13 protein-coding genes are annotated in these 12,935 nt (G+C 35.3%); 2 read left to right on the forward strand and 11 right to left on the reverse strand.

Annotated elements, in window-relative coordinates:
* Positions 1–175: 175 nt before the first annotated feature.
* The 10 genes from IPH11_07810 to IPH11_07855 all read right to left on the reverse strand — a co-directional run bounded on the left by IPH11_07810 (position 176) and on the right by IPH11_07855 (position 7,805).
* A complete protein-coding gene (locus IPH11_07810) occupies positions 176–736 on the reverse strand; it encodes a class I SAM-dependent methyltransferase (GenBank protein ID MBK6913562.1) in 561 nt (186 codons plus the stop codon).
* 165 nt (positions 737–901) lie between these two features.
* Positions 902–2,881: an ATP-dependent zinc metalloprotease FtsH gene (gene ftsH, locus IPH11_07815; GenBank protein MBK6913563.1), complete on the reverse strand. Its 1,980-nt coding sequence runs from the start codon at positions 2,879–2,881 to the stop codon at positions 902–904.
* Positions 2,882–2,928: 47 nt separating this feature from the next.
* A complete protein-coding gene (locus IPH11_07820; GenBank protein ID MBK6913564.1) occupies positions 2,929–3,501 on the reverse strand; it encodes a DUF308 domain-containing protein in 573 nt (190 codons plus the stop codon).
* Between the two features lie 33 nt (positions 3,502–3,534).
* Positions 3,535–4,101, reverse strand: coding sequence for a DUF308 domain-containing protein (locus IPH11_07825; GenBank protein ID MBK6913565.1), 567 nt, complete (start codon positions 4,099–4,101; stop codon positions 3,535–3,537).
* Positions 4,102–4,444: 343 nt separating this feature from the next.
* Positions 4,445–4,885 (reverse strand): DoxX family protein, encoded by a 441-nt coding sequence (locus IPH11_07830; protein ID MBK6913566.1) that lies wholly within the window; start codon positions 4,883–4,885, stop codon positions 4,445–4,447.
* Positions 4,886–5,026: 141 nt separating this feature from the next.
* Entirely contained in the window at positions 5,027–5,725 is a 699-nt protein-coding gene (locus IPH11_07835; GenBank protein MBK6913567.1) for a hypothetical protein, read from the reverse strand.
* Between the two features lie 54 nt (positions 5,726–5,779).
* Positions 5,780–6,385 carry a hypothetical protein gene (locus tag IPH11_07840; protein MBK6913568.1) on the reverse strand — a complete coding sequence of 202 codons (606 nt, stop codon included), beginning with the start codon at positions 6,383–6,385 and terminating at the stop codon, positions 5,780–5,782.
* Positions 6,382–7,185 carry a hypothetical protein gene (locus tag IPH11_07845; GenBank protein ID MBK6913569.1) on the reverse strand — a complete coding sequence of 268 codons (804 nt, stop codon included), beginning with the start codon at positions 7,183–7,185 and terminating at the stop codon, positions 6,382–6,384. The genes IPH11_07840 and IPH11_07845 overlap by 4 nt, the downstream gene beginning before the upstream one ends.
* 55 nt (positions 7,186–7,240) lie before the next feature.
* On the reverse strand, positions 7,241–7,540 hold the full coding sequence (locus IPH11_07850) for a hypothetical protein (GenBank protein MBK6913570.1): 300 nt from the start codon (positions 7,538–7,540) through the stop codon (positions 7,241–7,243).
* Between the two features lie 67 nt (positions 7,541–7,607).
* A complete protein-coding gene (locus IPH11_07855) occupies positions 7,608–7,805 on the reverse strand; it encodes a hypothetical protein (GenBank protein MBK6913571.1) in 198 nt (65 codons plus the stop codon).
* 228 nt (positions 7,806–8,033) lie between these two features.
* Here IPH11_07855 and IPH11_07860 point away from each other — a divergent pair, with 228 nt between their 5' ends.
* Complete coding sequence (locus tag IPH11_07860) at positions 8,034–9,086, forward strand: GAF domain-containing protein (GenBank protein MBK6913572.1); 1,053 nt, start codon at positions 8,034–8,036, stop codon at positions 9,084–9,086.
* Between the two features lie 16 nt (positions 9,087–9,102).
* Positions 9,103–10,068 (forward strand): sigma 54-interacting transcriptional regulator, encoded by a 966-nt coding sequence (locus tag IPH11_07865; protein MBK6913573.1) that lies wholly within the window; start codon positions 9,103–9,105, stop codon positions 10,066–10,068.
* 222 nt (positions 10,069–10,290) lie between these two features.
* On the opposite strand, the gene clpB is transcribed toward IPH11_07865, so the two are convergent.
* Positions 10,291–12,900, reverse strand: a complete 2,610-nt coding sequence (clpB, locus tag IPH11_07870; protein MBK6913574.1) for an ATP-dependent chaperone ClpB — start codon at positions 12,898–12,900, stop codon at positions 10,291–10,293.
* Positions 12,901–12,935: the final 35 nt, after the last annotated feature.

A 12,935-nucleotide genomic window follows, 5' to 3' on the forward strand; every position in this document is an offset into this window, starting at 1 on the left:
TCTTGATATCTGGCAATTAATATTCTGAGAAAAACTCTAAAAAGAGGAAGATAAAGGACAGGTGGAAAATTAGTGTTTTGGGTGGTGATTGGTTATAGCCGAACCGAAACAGTAAAATGTTTTGTCTGAGACAAGGGTTGATAAATATGGTGTGGCGGGCGGGTTGATTTTCTGCTCAGGCGTTCTTTAATAATGCTGAAAAACTATAAGGCAATTTTGGACCTTTCACAGCGTTAAATCCGACTGCCTTTGCCTTTTCTATTGTCGAGTCAAATTCTTTTTTCGATACGTGAAATAATTTTGGTTCTACAATTAAGAATTCTCCCCCATCATTCAAAAATTTTTTTAGTGTCGCAAAAAGTTTATCTTTATCCGGAACTTCGTGAACCATATAAAATGCAAGAATAAAATCTACTTTCTCCGGCACAACAATTTTGTCCTTCTCACATTTTATTAACTGTATTATCTGTTCAAGAGGTGTCCCGTTAATTTTATTACGAAGTTTTTGCAGCATTCCTTCCTGTAAATCTACAGAGTATACTTTTCCGTGTGCACCAACAATTTTCGCTAACTCGACTGAAAAAAATCCGGGACCACATCCAACATCAAGAATCTTCATCCCTTCCTTAACATAAGGAGAAAGTATTTTTTGCGGATTTTGTAACCATCTTCTGATTTTATTGTCGAGGGAATTTGCCAGCTCAACGGGGCAAACCCGGCTTCTATCATTATTCATATTGCACTCAATATTGCTGATCCGTTGCTAGGCTGTCACGATCGTACCGTGACAGAAATTATTTTTAGCTTTAAATTTCCTCATTCTCACCAAAGAAAACAACGGTTTAAAATAAAAAACCGCAGAAGTTTTCTCCTGCGGCATATATTATTATTGTGTTTCTCTTCATACTAATATTTTTTCATTTATAAGTTCACGTGAAGGCATAAGTCCCGTTACCAGAAGAATCTCTTTTTCATCGAGTGTTTCCCTATCCATCAGAGCTGCAGCAAGTGAATCAAGCTGCATACGATGTTCATTTAATAATTCCTTCGCCTCTTTATAGCACTCATTAATAATTTTATGTACTTCCTGATCAATTAATTTAGCAGTCTCTTCGCTGAATTCTCTTCTGCCATAACCGCCCATACCACTTAAATAAGGATTATTAGATTCGACAAGTTGAACCATACCTAAAGCATCGCTCATACCCCAGCGCGTTACCATCTGTCGGGCAAAATTAGTAGCCTGTTCAATGTCATTTTCAGCTCCCGTGATTTTGTTGCCATAAACAATCTCTTCAGCAGTGCGTCCACCGAGCATTCCTATGATCCTCGCCCGCAAATATTCTTCTGTGTAGTTGTATCGGTCACTAACAGGACGCTGATAAGTTACACCTAATGCCTGTCCGCGAGGTACTATAGTAACTCTGTTTACAGGATCAGCACCAGGGACAACCAACCCAAGAATTGCATGCCCGCTTTCGTGATATGCAATCCGTTCACGGTCTTCTTTGGTCATTATTAAAGAACGTTCCGGACCAAGAATAATTTTTTCAAGTGAATCCATAAAATCTTTTTGAGAGATATTATCCTTTTCTTTCTTCGCAGCCAAAAGTACTGCTTCATTAACAAGATTTTGAATATCAGCGCCTGATAATCCCGGAGTTGTAGATGCAATTTCCTGGAGATTAACATCCGGAGCCAAAGGTACTTTACGTGTATGAACTTTTAAGATTGCTCCCCGTCCATTTTTATCCGGAAGGTTTACTACAACACGTCGGTCAAAACGTCCCGGTCTTAGGAGAGCCTTATCCAAAACATTTGGTTGATTTGTTGCAGCTAAAACTATAACACCTTCCCTGCCTGAGAATCCATCCATTTCAGTAAGTATCTGATTTAAGGTTTGTTCATGTTCACTTGTACCGCCCATCGATATAGACCCACGGGAACGACCTATAGCATCAAGCTCATCAATAAAAATAATTGACGGGGCATTTTCTCTTGCCTGTTTGAACAAATCCCTCACTCTTGAAGCGCCAACTCCAACAATCATTTCAACAAATTCAGAAGCGCTCATTGAAAAGAATGGGACACCCGCTTCACCTGCAGTTGCTTTTGCTAATAATGTTTTTCCGGTACCAGGTGCACCAATGAGCAAAACTCCTTTAGGAGCAGAACCACCAAGCCTGGTATATTTTTGAGGATTTTTTAAAAAATCAACTATCTCTTCCAATTCATTCTTAGCTTCATCAATACCGGCAACATCATTAAAGGTAACTTCAGGGCTCTTTTCCTTATCAAATTTTTTCACATGACTGCTGCTACCAAACATTCCCATAAAGCCCCCACCTGCGCCTCCGCCTCGTTGCATTTTTTTGTACATAGAGAAGTAAAAAGCTATGATTAGTATAGTAGGACCAAACATCATCAGAAAAGACAAAATAGGGTCATTCGCTTCCTGAATTGGTTCGGCACGTATAGTCACTCCATTTTCAATTAAGAGTGCTTCAAGTCCGGGATCGATAAACGAAGGCAATTCAGTTGTGAAGTGAACTACTTTGACAGATGTAGTGTCTGTTTTAAAACCATTAGTCTCTACACTTGGTATAGTTACCGGATTTATAAAATTTCCGGTAAGTGATAAACCTTTACTGTATATCTCTTTCACGTTGTGGTCTAAGACTTCTTGCTTAAAAACGGTGTATGGAATTTTTTCCAGATCGGACATTCTATCAGCAAAATATTTTCCAATAAAATAGTTAAGGATGAGGAGACCTATAAACCAGAGATACATTTTATAGTTTACCTTTCCTTTTTGTTCGTTACCATCGACCGGATTCCCCTCTCTGTTTTGATTACTACCGGTCTGTTGTGGTGTGTTCATTAAAATTTCTCCTTTATTTTATAATCTAACTTTTGGTTTGAATGATTTTATTTTTTGGATATAGTATTTAACTTTTTCAGCTCAATTGAAAAATGAACATGAAAGATACCGATAGCTATAAGTGCAATTCCTGTAAATACTGCAACCGTTAAACCGGCAAAGAGAGGATTCCATAAAAGTATGAATGAAAATATTGCACCAAGGATGCCTGTGAAAAGCAACCAGCCCCAGTTCGATACTTTGTATTTTTTCAATTCAATTGACCATGCTATAGCCATCATAGAACGATATAGAACTACGAATCCTACAAAGAGCGGTAAAGTAATAATTGAAATCTGCGGATTCAGAATAAGTATAAAACCTAATATGGAATTAAGAATTCCAGATGCCAATGACCAGCCCCAGCCATCCAACTGCTTTCTATAACTAATTGAAAAAATTATTTCAAGGATACCTGTAACAAAAAAAGTTACACTGAATAAGATAGCTAATGAGAGGTAAGTTGCCGTAGGTGTAATAAGAGCCCAGATACCTGTGGCAATGAAAATAATGCCAAGTATTAATAGAAGATACCAATGTTTGATTGCATCTTTTATTGATTTGAAAGTTTCGTTATACATTTTTTACTCCTGTTTTTTGTTGATTGATAAGGTTTATTGATTAATTTTTAATTTTTTTATTGCCAATGATAAACTGATGTAGAAGATACCGACGCTTATTAAAGCCAGTCCTGTTAGTAAAGAGATAGTCATTTCTACAAAAGCCGGCTTTCCTAAAATTAAAATGGAAAGTGCACCACTGATAATGCTGATAATAAGCAGCCAGCTCCAGCTTGGTATATCGTAATCATTCATTCCGATTAACCAGTTAATACCCATTACGGAACGATATAACATTACAAATCCTACCATAAGCTGGAGAACAACAATTGAAATCTCCGATTGCATAGGAATCATTAAGCCAATTATGACATCAAAAAATCCAATAGCCAATGACTGTTCCCATCCATCAAACTTGTTTCGAAAATCGATTGAAGAAATTATTTCAAGAATGTCTGTAATCAGAAAAGTTATACTAAATAAAATGGATAATGAGACAAACGCTGCTTCAGGTGTTGGAATAACCCACATACCCAATCCAATAAAAATTACTCCAATTATTAATACGATATACCAATGTTTAATAACGTCTTTTGCTGATTTGAAATTATTGTTATCCATTTTCTCTTCCTGTTTTTGTTTGATTGATAAGGTTCATTCAGATCCTGTTACAATTGCTACCTTTTTTTCAAGTAGCTTTATATTTTTTCTTTCGTGTTTAAATTCTTTTGAATTTATAAATCCAATTGGTGAGCCACTTTTTAGAGGGATTAAAATCCTTATTTAATGAATAAATTGAGAGGATTTTAAATTTGCTATGCTTTTATTAAAGCAATAGCTTAATCTTATTCCTTGAATAAAAGGAGTGACTTTGATTTGAGATGAGAGATAATCGTCTATCTTTAATCTCATTTGGCTTCTCTGGCAGTTTATAATAGGCATAGCAAAAAGACTTTTTCTTATTCTATTTTTGATTTAAAGAATATCTACGCACAGGGTACCTTGGTGGGATTAGAGATTTCTTAAATCTTCCCCAGGCAACAAATATTGCAAGCAGGAAAAGCAAAATGTTTATTCCTATAACCGACGTTTCACCCATTGATATATTAAATAAAGTTGCAAGCAGCATAACGAAGGCAACACCGATTGCAGCCAAGGAAGTAAGCTGTGGTTTAATACGAAGCAGTGAGGGAAGTATTAAACCCAGACTTCCTATAATTTCGGATAAGCCGATTAACCTTACTGGTAGTGAGTTGACATCTTTTGTCCAGGGGATAAGAGCATTCAAATTTTCAATGGGTAGAAATAATTTCGCTGCACCGGTAATAAAGAACACGAGAGCTAAAAATATCTGTGCTGCCCAAAGTGCAATGTTCAGAGCTTTAGATGAATGTTGATTTGTCATAATAGACTTCCTTTATTATTTGTAAATAATGTTTGTTTTGAGTATTGATAAGAATTGTTAGCGAAGGATGTAGATCAATAATTTTTTATAAAAAATTTCGCTATATGTTTCAAACAAAAAATAGTTGAGGTATCGACTTTATTAATTTCCTCTGATCAAATCTTCTGCTTTAGAAAAATCAGCAACCTTTTCAACATTAATAATATTTGAAAACGAAAATCCTTTTAGTATATATCCTTTTATAATCAATAACTGTAAGAATTTTTCTAACCGTACTATTCCAGCTTGTAGTGCATGTTTCGTCTCGTCGAATATGTTTGGAGAGAAATAGTATATACCACCATTAACCCAGTTATAACCGTCCTTTGCATCATTGAATTTTAAAATTATATCTTCATCATTCATTGCTACACTAAGTGGTTTTTCATCATTAATGTGTTTTGTTACAGCAAGAGCTCCGTCGGAATCTTCCTGCAGTAATGAATAGGTTACAAACTCTGAGAATTCATTCTCAAGAAAAACAGAATTTGCATTTACCAGGAAAAAGGGTTCAATTTTAAGAAAGGATGTCAATCCAATTAAACTTTGCAGGGGACTTACATTTTCCAATTCAATAAGATTTAACTTAAGACCGAAATTATTTGCTGACAAGTATTGCTTAAGTTTCGGTTCGTGTGAATTAATTATGTAAAATAAATTTGTTATCCCGTTAGTACGTCCGATTCTGATTATTCTTTCTATAAGATATTCCCCGTTTATTTTCATCAAACCTTTGGAGATTTTTAATCCTCCCGTTTTCATGCGGGTGTTGTTATCCATTTCAATTATTTCATGGTTCATTTCATTATCTTATTTAATTGTTTTATGACTTAGAGTTTTATTCAATTGTTTTTATCACAGCTTCCCAGATCGCATGATGCCAATGAGCAGCCATAAACCTAGAACAGATGCAACGACAAAACCGCTAATACCTATCATCGGATAATCCCACAGAAGAGTTCCTTTACTTAAGTACATAATTAATGATGAGCCGATTATGAGAGCTGCAATAATTATTGCAAATGAAAGACGGTTGCTTGCTGAGTCAATTCTTCTTCCAAATTCTTCAAGCCCGTCGTATTTAAAAGTGATTGTGAATTTGTCGTTACGAAGTTTGTAAAGAATATTTCGCAGATCTTCCGGTAATTTTTTTAATATATCGAAGCTTTCTTCTGCTGTTCTGATTAATGACCGGAACCTGGTAAACGGATTTAGTTTATTTAAATATGCTTTCTTTGTAAAAGGGATTAATATTTCAGCTAAATTAAATTGAGGATATAGTTCTCTTGCACCGGCTTCTGTTATTGCAAGTGTTCTGATCAATACACTGAGGTCCGCTGGCAATTTAATCTGATGTGTTCGGAGCAATTCAACGAATTCATCTATAAGTTTAGATAGATTTATTCTGTTTAATGGAACTTTGTAGTAATGACTTATAAATTCCATCAAATCAGTTTTCAATCCGCGTAGGTTTGTTCATTTTTTAGAAGTTCCGATATTTTAATTCCATTAATAAATTCTGTTACTAAAATGCCTTCTGTAGAATATTCCCAATAAACGATTGGTATTTTGATGGTAGGATCATCCTGAAAATAATTTCGGAATGTGTCAATATTATATCCCTCAAAAACTAAGTTTAATTCCTTCTTAATTGTTTTTTCAAATTCTTTTATTATTTCAACCGGCTGATAAGGTTTACTTTCCGGAATATGTGTTTCGATCAATCTTGAAAGGTTCTTTAAAATTTCAAGGTCTGATTCAATTTTTTCTGCTTCACCCGGATGCAAAATTTTTACAGCAACTGTTTCGCCATTCTTTAATTTGGCTTTATGAATTTGTGCAATGGAAGCTGCCGCAATTGGAGTTTCATCAAATTCTAAAAAAACATCGTTTATAGATTTACCATATTCTTTAGTCAAAACAGATTTGATTTTCTCAATCTCATCCTTTTGTACACTATCCTGTAATTTGGAAAGTTCAGCAGCGAGTTCTGCAGGAATAAAATCCGATCGAAGACTGAGCATCTGTCCTAACTTTATAAATGTAGCTCCCAGTTCTTCGAACGCCATTCGCAGGCGTTCTGGAGTACTGAGAGCATTAATGTTTTGGCTTTGTGTAGAAATCGGATTCTTATTAATTCGAATTCGTTTGGCAATGCTGATCTTACTAACAATGTCGTTAAAACCGTATTTGATAAATACCTTTAGAATTTCCTGGTAACGATTTAAATTATTAAAGCGTCTGCGGATATTTTTTTTCATAATCTACTTATCTCTTTATCGGGATACTTTATCAAATTGGTTTATACACTTCAATTCAATTAGCACTCTTTTTTTTCTGCATATCGGATATTGTCGCTTTCAGATTGTTAATTTCTTTCTTTGTAGCAAATCCAAAATTGTTTATTGTTTCATTGACAACTGCTTTGGTTTTTTCCTTAAACTCAGTTTCGCTTTTTTCAAGTTTGGCCATTATTTCTTTTACAGCTTTTGACCTTTCTTGTTTTTCCAGTTGTCCTTTAGCGATCATATCATCTACAAGGTTTTCTACTTTTTTCTTTGTAGTTACAGCAATACCTAATCCGAGGTTAATGCTTTTTTCAATTATGTCTTTCATTTTTTACTCCTTTGTTTGTTATAAGGTTGTGTTTAATTAGTTTTATTTTGTTTTGATTAACATTCCATCAATTAATGAAATATTTTATAATACTGAGCTTGAAGTTGTATTCAACCATCAACATAAATTCCATTAATGGTTTAAATACAAAATAAATTAAAAGTACTAAGTAGATTATTATCACGACCCACTCTAAAACTATCCTACCTTTTTGTTTTGGCTCTCCTTTTACTTTCTCAGCTTTGTCGGTAATTTCTTGTTCCATACTCGACTCTTCTTTCCTTGCTAATAGTTTTTGTTTCAAGTGATTCATCTTTAAATCTATATTGAATATCCATACCAAATAGGCATAATGAATGCCATCAGTGAAAAACTTAAATGAGCTTTATTTTTCTTTGTTTTTAAATGTTTTGTTAAGATAGTTGCTTATATAAGAGGAACAGCTTATTTTCATCCCTTAAATAAGAGCAATTAATTTTATTAAGGGATTAAAATGCAAACCAATGATGAAGATATATCCTTTCTGATATCTATGTACGATGATGTAGCGACAGTAAAGGATAAAGAGAATTTATTATATACGATCTTTCAAATACTGCATGAGTTTTATGGAATTAAAATCAGTGGAGGTGCACTATACGATAAGTCAAAAGAAAATTTCGGATTCATTGTCATTAAAATTGAAAAAGATAAAAGGGTAACGGATTCAATGGCATGGCTGCAGATGTTTTCTGTAAATTCTATTCCATTTAACATTTCCATTTCAAATCCGGAAATAACTCTCCTTAGTCCAGAGCAACTCAATGCTATGCAACCTCAGAATATAAAACATCCCCCCTTAGGCAAAGTACTTAGTGAGATGAATATCAATTCACTTTCCCTAATACCAATAAACACCGGTGGTGAACTTATCGGATTTCTTGTATTAGCACTTGAAGGAACTGCTCTTGGCGAGAAAGAGGAAGGCTTTTTATTGAGGCTCGCCAGCTTGATAGGTTCCGTTTATGAAAAGGTGAACAGTTATGACGAACTTAAGCGTAAGGAAAAGGAAATACAGCTTGGTTTATTGGCAGATCTTCTTCCAATCAGGGAAAAAGAATCTTTATTTAAAAAATTAGCCGATGAGACAAATAAATTAATCCCATGCGATTATATCGCCTTTCATACTGAATATTCATCAATGAATTTGTCCAGCACTCTTTCGCTCATCAAAGATGAAAAAGATCAGTTCAAAATAATGCCGTCAACCCGGAACATAACTTTGTTCTTGCTGGCATTAAAATCAAAAGTTAATGGAAAGGTTGAACAAAATCATTTAGAAGTTACCGGCAAGTCGTTCGATAAAATGTGTGAACAATTTTTACATTTAAAGCAGTTGAAGGAGAAAAACTCTGTTAGTTCCTTACTGGTTTTGCATCATTCATATAAAAATTTAGGCGGATTAACAGTTGTATTAGGCAGAAGCCTTCCATATTCAGCAATCAAAATTGAACCAGTACTGGAATTAATATTTACTCAAAACAGGGAGGCATTTTTTTGGAGTTAATGAAATTGACCTAGCTATGAATCTACTACCATACTTAGGCTTGATTTTATCTAATCTTTATGCCTTTGAGGAGATAAAAATACTTACAAAAAAACTTGAACAAGAAAAGAATTATCTGCTGGATGAAATCAATTTAACTCACAACATACAGGAAATAATTGGAAACAGTCAGCAAATAAACTACACATTAAATAAAGTAAAACAAGTTGCTCCTCTCGATGCAACAGTTTTGATTTTGGGTGAAACCGGTACAGGCAAAGAATTAATTGCTAAGGCAATACATAATTTATCAAACCGGAAAGAGAATGCTTTCATAACTGTAAATTGTGCTGCTCTACCTGCGCAATTGATTGAATCCGAATTATTTGGACATGAGAAAGGCAGCTTTACCGGAGCTTTAGAAAAAAGGATTGGAAAATTTGAAGTTGCTGATGGCGGTACAATATTTTTAGATGAGATCGGGGAATTGCCATTAGAAATTCAGGCAAAGCTTTTACGTGTTTTACAGGAAAAAGAATTTGAGCGTCTTGGCGGTAAAAGCACAGTTCATTCTGATGTTCGCATTGTTGCTGCCACAAATCGGGATCTGGAAAAAGAAGTTGAACAAGGAAAATTTCGTTCCGATTTATTTTTCAGATTAAATGTGTTTCCCATTGTTGTTCCACCACTTCGAGAAAGAAAAGACGACATACCTTTATTGGTAAAATATTTCATAGATAAATATTCAAAAAAATTAGGGAAAGAATTAAAATCAATAAAGAAAACTGATATAGATACATTTATAAATTATAACTGGCCTGGCAATATCCGTGAGTTGGAACATATGATTGAACGGGCAATTATAGTTTCAGAAGGAACAAATTTAAATTTTGAAAAATTGTTAGGTGGGAACCTGAAACAGGCTGAATCAGATTTCAAATCATTCAAAACATTAGTGGAAAATGAAAAAGAGCATATTATAATTGCGTTAAAAAATCTCTAAAGGAAAGGTAACCGGCGAAAACAGTGCAGCTCAGCTTCTAGGAATTAACGGAAAACTCTCGGCTCTAAAATGAGAAAACTTAAAATGAAAAGAGAATTTGTAATCACTACTGAGAGAAAATAACATAGGGGTTACTCCCAAAACCTCAGTAGTTTTCTCCTGCGGTTTGATTGTCTTTGTTCGGCATCCGGAATCAAGCATCTAATATCGAGCATCGAGCATCTATTTCGTAAACACAAGCCCAACTTTCTCACTAACATTAACTTTAATTGTTTCACCTTCAATAAAGTTACTTGCAAGCAATTCCTGTGAAAGGGGATTGATAAGATATTTTTGTATAACTCGTTTTAATGGACGCGCACCGTAGTTTACATCGTAACCAAGCTGTGCAAGCCAGTCTTTTGCTTCATCAGAAACATCAAGAATAATTTCTTTTCCCTTTAACATTTTCTGCACTCGCTTAAGCTGGATATCAACAATTTTTCTAATCTCAACTCGTGACAAAGGTTTGAATAGAACAACTTCATCAATCCTGTTTAAAAATTCAGGACGAATAGTTTTTCTCAGTAAGTCGTGCATTTGCTGTCTGAGCTCGCCCATAAATTTTTCAACATTATCTTCATCAAACGCATCAAGTCTATCCTGTATCAAATGAGAGCCAAGATTTGATGTCATAATAATAATTGTGTTTTTAAAGTTTACGGTTCGTCCCTGGTTATCGGTTAATCTTCCATCATCTAAAACCTGGAGTAAAACATTAAAAACATCAGCGTGTGCTTTTTCAATTTCATCAAGCAGCACAACAGAATAAGGTCTTCTCCGCACAGCTTCGGTTAACTGTCCGCCTTCTTCATATCCAACATAACCGGGAGGTGCGCCAATCAATCGCGATACAGAAAACTTTTCCATATACTCACTCATATCGATTCGAATCATTGCGTGTTCATCATCAAAAAGAATTTCTGCAAGTGCCCGGGCAAGCTCTGTTTTACCAACGCCTGTTGTTCCAAGAAAAATAAAAGAACCGATTGGTTTATTTGCATCCTGCAATCCTGAACGTGAACGACGAATAGCATTTGAAACAGCAGAAACGGCTTCATCCTGTCCTATAACTCTTTGATGAAGCTCGTCTTCAAGTTTTAAAAGTTTGCTACGTTCGCTTTCCAGCATTTTGCTAACAGGAATTCCAGTCCATTTTGCAACAACTTCTGCTATATCCTCAGCATCAACTTCTTCTTTTAACATTTTTTTAGTTTGTTGAGCCTCAGCAAGTTTTTTAGTTTCTTCTTTTAATTGTTTTTCAAGATTTACAATTCTGCCGTAACGTATTTCCGCAACTTTACCAAGATCGCCATCACGTTCAAACTTATCCGCTTCTTGTTTTAGATTTTCAATCTCACTTTTCATTGTGCGGATTTTCTGAATCTTCCCTTTTTCCATTTCCCAATGCGTTCTTAGTTCTGATCGTTGCGAGATCAATTCACTTAGCTCATCCTGTAATTCTTCAAGTCGTTTTGCAGAAGCATCATCTTTTTCTCGCTTCAAAGCTTCGCGTTCAATTTCAAGTTGCTTAACTTTTCGTTCAAGAGTATCAAGCTCTTCGGGCATAGAATCAATTTCAATTCTAAGTTTTGATGCCGCTTCATCAATCAGATCAATCGCTTTGTCCGGAAGAAATCTATCTGTGATATATCTTTCAGAAAGTTGAGTTGCCGCTACAATTGCACCATCAGTTATTCGCACGCCGTGATGAACTTCGTATCGTTCTTTAAGTCCGCGCAAAATGGAAATTGTATCTTCTTCGGATGGTTCACCAACAAGTACAGGTTGAAATCTTCTTTCCAGTGCAGCATCTTTTTCGATATGTTTTTTGTACTCATCAAGAGTTGTGGCGCCAATTGCATGAAGTTCACCACGAGCCAAAGCAGGCTTCAAAATATTTGCCGCATCCATTGCCCCTTGTGTTGCACCCGCGCCAACAAGAGTATGAAGTTCATCAATGAATAAAATTATCTCTCCATCAGCTTGCTGAACTTCTTTTATTACTGCTTTTAATCTTTCCTCAAACTGTCCGCGGAATTGTGTACCTGCAACAAGCGCACCCATATCGAGTGCAACAATTCTTTTTGTCTTTAGATTTTCAGGAACGTCACCAGAAATAATTCTGTGGGCGATACCTTCTGCAATTGCAGTTTTGCCAACTCCCGGCTCGCCAATTAAAACAGGATTATTTTTTGTTCTGCGTGAAAGCACCTGCAGCACTCGTCTAATCTCTTCATCTCTTCCAATAACTGGATCAAGTTTCCCCTGCTTTGCAAGTTCATTTAAATCTCTTCCATACTTTTGTAAAGATTGATATGTATCCTCAGGATTTTGAGAAGTAACTCGTTGTGTTCCGCGAATATCTTTTAATGCAGTAAGAATGTCTTTATATGTGATTCCGTTATCTCTTAAAAGCTGTCCTGCCTTTCCTTTGTCGTTAGAAAGCGCAAGCAAAATATGTTCTGTTGAAACGTAATCATCTTTTAAGTTGCGCGCTTCTTCTGCCGCAATATCAAAAATCTTTGCAAGCGATTGAGACATCTGCTGATTTCCCAAACCCGTTCCGCTTACTTTTGGAAGCGTTTCAAGAAGCTGTACAACTTTTAATTTTACAGCGTTAAAATTTCCGCCGGTTTTCTTTATAACATTCTCTGCAACATTTCCACTTTCCTGAACAATTGCAGCAAGAACATGTTCAGCCTCAACAACCTGGTTGTTATAGTTTTGTGCAATCTCAATTGCGCTTTGCACAACTTCCTGCGCTTTTACAGTTAGTCTATTTAAATTCATAAAAAAGCCCATCTCCTAACCTCTTCCCTAAGGGA

This window comes from Ignavibacteriales bacterium (genome assembly GCA_016709155.1).
Classification (GTDB): domain Bacteria; phylum Bacteroidota; class Ignavibacteria; order Ignavibacteriales; family Ignavibacteriaceae; genus JADJEI01.

Coding starts and splice junctions, on each gene's coding strand:
- IPH11_07810 (MBK6913562.1), bottom strand. CDS start 736: ATGAATAATGATAGAAGCCGGGTTTGCCCCGTTGAGCTGGCAAATTCC.
- ftsH (MBK6913563.1), bottom strand. CDS start 2,881: ATGAACACACCACAACAGACCGGTAGTAATCAAAACAGAGAGGGGAAT.
- IPH11_07820 (MBK6913564.1), bottom strand. CDS start 3,501: ATGTATAACGAAACTTTCAAATCAATAAAAGATGCAATCAAACATTGG.
- IPH11_07825 (MBK6913565.1), bottom strand. CDS start 4,101: ATGGATAACAATAATTTCAAATCAGCAAAAGACGTTATTAAACATTGG.
- IPH11_07830 (MBK6913566.1), bottom strand. CDS start 4,885: ATGACAAATCAACATTCATCTAAAGCTCTGAACATTGCACTTTGGGCA.
- IPH11_07835 (MBK6913567.1), bottom strand. CDS start 5,725: ATGAACCATGAAATAATTGAAATGGATAACAACACCCGCATGAAAACG.
- IPH11_07845 (MBK6913569.1), bottom strand. CDS start 7,185: ATGAAAAAAAATATCCGCAGACGCTTTAATAATTTAAATCGTTACCAG.
- IPH11_07850 (MBK6913570.1), bottom strand. CDS start 7,540: ATGAAAGACATAATTGAAAAAAGCATTAACCTCGGATTAGGTATTGCT.
- IPH11_07855 (MBK6913571.1), bottom strand. CDS start 7,805: ATGGAACAAGAAATTACCGACAAAGCTGAGAAAGTAAAAGGAGAGCCA.
- IPH11_07860 (MBK6913572.1), top strand. CDS start 8,034: ATGCAAACCAATGATGAAGATATATCCTTTCTGATATCTATGTACGAT.
- IPH11_07865 (MBK6913573.1), top strand. CDS start 9,103: ATGAATCTACTACCATACTTAGGCTTGATTTTATCTAATCTTTATGCC.
- clpB (MBK6913574.1), bottom strand. CDS start 12,900: ATGAATTTAAATAGACTAACTGTAAAAGCGCAGGAAGTTGTGCAAAGC.